Raw genomic sequence first — 2,690 nt, 5'->3', positions numbered from 1 at the left:
GTCGTGGATCGTCTCGGTGGTGCCGTCGTCGCGCCACTGGCCGAAGTAGTAGTACACCGCGGACGTCGGGGGCAGGTCGTGGGGCAGGTAGCGCCACTGGCAGCCGGTCCGGGCCTGGTAGAGGACCGCGTTCACGATCTCCCGCATGTCGTAGCCGCCCTCGTGCCCGCTGGCCGAGGGGTGCCGGGCCTTCCACGCGGTGAGGACCGGGCGGATCAGGTCCCACGCCTCATCGGACAGGTCACTGGGGTACGGCTTGCGTTCTGCCATGTCTTCCAGCAGAACGCGCCAGCCGGCGAACGCAAGACGATCAACTCCGCACCCCAGAGATCAACTCAAGCTGAGACCCGGCGAAAGCGTGCAGAACGCCCACTCAAGCTTGGCCAGGCGCCCGAGGAGCTACAGCGACGTCTCTATGAGGTCACGCAACTCACCGTCCATGTCGACCATGGGAGTCAAGAGGTTTTGATGACGATCAAAATTCCAGCAGCCAACCTGGATCAGGTGGCTGATCTGGCAGGAGCGGTCACTGGTGCGCCCGCCCCACGTCCAGCAATCGCACGGTCTCGCCGCCGCGTGGATGCTGTACGTGCCCCCGGCGGGGCACGTCGCAGAAGGGGGAGGCGCTGATCTGGGCGTTTCTGTCGGGCAGCTGGTCTTGGAGGCCAGTTTCGAGGTCCGACAGGGTCGACGATGAGCGCATCATCGCCGCTGGCGGCGTCGAGCGCACGTGGGCGCGGCGTGGCATTCACATCGGTGACTGTGATCATGGCGCTGGTGGTTGGTCTGACGTTTTTGTTCGGGTTCGGGAACGTCTGGCTGCTCGCCCTGAGGCTGGGCGTGCCGGTGTATGTGGCGCCGTTGGTGGCGCCGGCGGTGGATCTGTCGGTTCTTGGTCTGTTGATCGCGATTCGTGAGCTTGCGGTGCGTGGTGCGCCTCGTGCGGAGATCCGGCCGGCGCGTCGGTTGCTGGTGTTCGCGGGGTGTCCTTGCCCGGGTCGCGGGTGGATTCGTGGACTGTTCTGGGTGTCGACGACGCCCCGGTCGAACCGGTCGAGCGGTATCTGGCTTATCTGAGCGATATCGAGCGGTCTCCGAACACGGTCAAGGCCTACGCCCACGATCTGAAGGACCACTGGGTCTTTCTGGGGTGGCGGGGGCTGGACTGGCGGGAGGTGCGGCTGGAGGACATCGGCGAGTTCGTGGCCTGGTTGCGGCTGCCGGCGGCAGGCCGGGACGGGCGGGTGGCGGTGCTGTCGTCGGTGGAGCCGGCGGTGTCGGCGTCGACGGTGAACCGGAAGCTGTCGGCGTTGGCCGCGTTCTACGCCTACCAGGTGCGTCATGGCGTGGAGCTGGGCGAGTTGCTGACGACGTGGGGGTCGCCGGGCCGCCGCGGTGGGTGGAAGCCGTTCCTGCATCACGTCGGCAAAGGCAGGCCGCAGCCGCGGCGCGTGATCGCGTTGAAGACCGCGAAGAAGCTGCCTCGGGTCCTGGCGGCGGCCGAGGTGCAGGCTGTGCTGGATTCCTGCACCCGGCTGCGGGACCGTTTCCTGTTCGCTGTTCTCTACGACACCGGGATGCGGGTCGGCGAGGCGCTGGGCCTGCGGCATGATGATATCGACGCGGCCGCCTGCGAGGTCACTGTCGTGGCGCGGGACAACGACAACGGGGCTCGGTCGAAATCCCGGGGGCGGCGGATGGTCCCGGTGAGCGCCGGCCTCGTCCGCCTTTACGCGGACTACCTGCATGGCGAGTACGGGGACCTGGACTCCGACTATGTGTTCGTCAACCTGTTCGCCGAACCGCGTGGGCAGGCGTTGTCCTACCCGGCTTCCTACGATCTGGTGAAAAGGCTACGGAAACGCACCAGGATCGATTTCGACCCACACTGGTACCGGCATACCTATGCCACCCGGCTGCTGCGCGACGGGGTGCCTCTCGAAGTGGTGTCCACTTTACTGGGTCTTCGAAGTTAACCGGGGTGGGCGTGAGGCCCCAGCCAGTTTGGTAACTGTGCGTAATGTTGGCTCGACGTGGCCTGCTGTGACCTGATGTGGCATGCCTCGTGTCGTGACATGAATCGCCCGCAACCCCTGGCGATCTTGGTTGTTCCTGACGCAACCGAGAGGCCACGGAGCTACGGGCTTGGACGATCATACGAATGACGCGACGCGGTTGCTCGACATCGACGGTCTGACGGTGTCGCGCGTCGAGATGCTCGCGGACAGGACACGGCAGGTGTGGCTTGCGACCGCGGACGAGACAGCGCGGGCGTGCCCGGGTTGCGGGGTGTTCGCGCGCAGGGTCAAGGGCGTCGTGACCACTCGGCCGCGTGACCTGCGCTACGGCCCGTCCCCCCTGCGACTGGTGTGGGTCAAACGCCGCTGGTACTGCCAGGAGCCGCTGTGCGCGAAGCGGTCGTTCACCGAGTCGCTGCCGGCGGTGCCGGCGCGGGCACGGTTGACGACCCGGCTACGCGAGCAGGCCGGCCGGCTCGTGGTCGACGGGATCTGCGCGACGGTGGTAGCCAGCGCGCGGCACCTTGCGCTGTCCTGGCCGACGGTCATGGACGCGGCGCGCGACGTGGCCGCGCCGTTGACCGACACCGCCTCACCGCCGGTGGACGTGCTCGGGATCGACGAGACCCGCCGAGGCCGGCCGCGCTGGCGGCCCGCGGACCGCGTTCCCAC

At 67.4% G+C, this 2,690-nt stretch carries 4 protein-coding genes; 3 read left to right on the top strand and 1 reads right to left on the bottom strand.

Translation table 11 applies throughout. From position 1 onward, the window contains the following. A partial coding sequence (locus tag CED_RS20625; protein ID WP_035913479.1) for an IS5 family transposase occupies nucleotides 1-270 on the bottom strand: 270 nt, incomplete at its 3' end. Nucleotides 271-768: 498 nt separating this feature from the next. Between CED_RS20625 and CED_RS23170 the strand changes: the two genes are divergently transcribed. The 3 genes from CED_RS23170 to CED_RS24880 form a co-directional block, all read left to right on the top strand. Further along, nucleotides 769-1,077, top strand: coding sequence for a hypothetical protein (locus tag CED_RS23170; protein ID WP_369807869.1), 309 nt, complete (start codon nucleotides 769-771; stop codon nucleotides 1,075-1,077). Continuing rightward, nucleotides 1,005-1,976 carry a tyrosine-type recombinase/integrase gene (locus CED_RS20615; protein WP_011438109.1) on the top strand — a complete coding sequence of 324 codons (972 nt, stop codon included), beginning with the start codon at nucleotides 1,005-1,007 and terminating at the stop codon, nucleotides 1,974-1,976. The genes CED_RS23170 and CED_RS20615 overlap by 73 nt, the downstream gene beginning before the upstream one ends. Before the next feature lie 169 nt (nucleotides 1,977-2,145). Next, a partial coding sequence (locus CED_RS24880) for a transposase family protein (RefSeq protein ID WP_200875450.1) occupies nucleotides 2,146-2,690 on the top strand: 545 nt, incomplete at its 3' end.

The organism is Frankia sp. CeD (assembly GCF_000732115.1).
Taxonomy (GTDB): Bacteria; Actinomycetota; Actinomycetes; order Frankiales; family Frankiaceae; genus Frankia; species Frankia casuarinae.
This window is presented reverse-complemented; position numbering and strand designations above follow the sequence as displayed.

What these genes read in the sequence shown, in the direction of transcription:
- CED_RS23170 (WP_369807869.1), top strand. Translation starts at nt 769, where the DNA reads ATGGCGCTGGTGGTTGGTCTGACGTTTTTGTTCGGGTTCGGGAACGTC.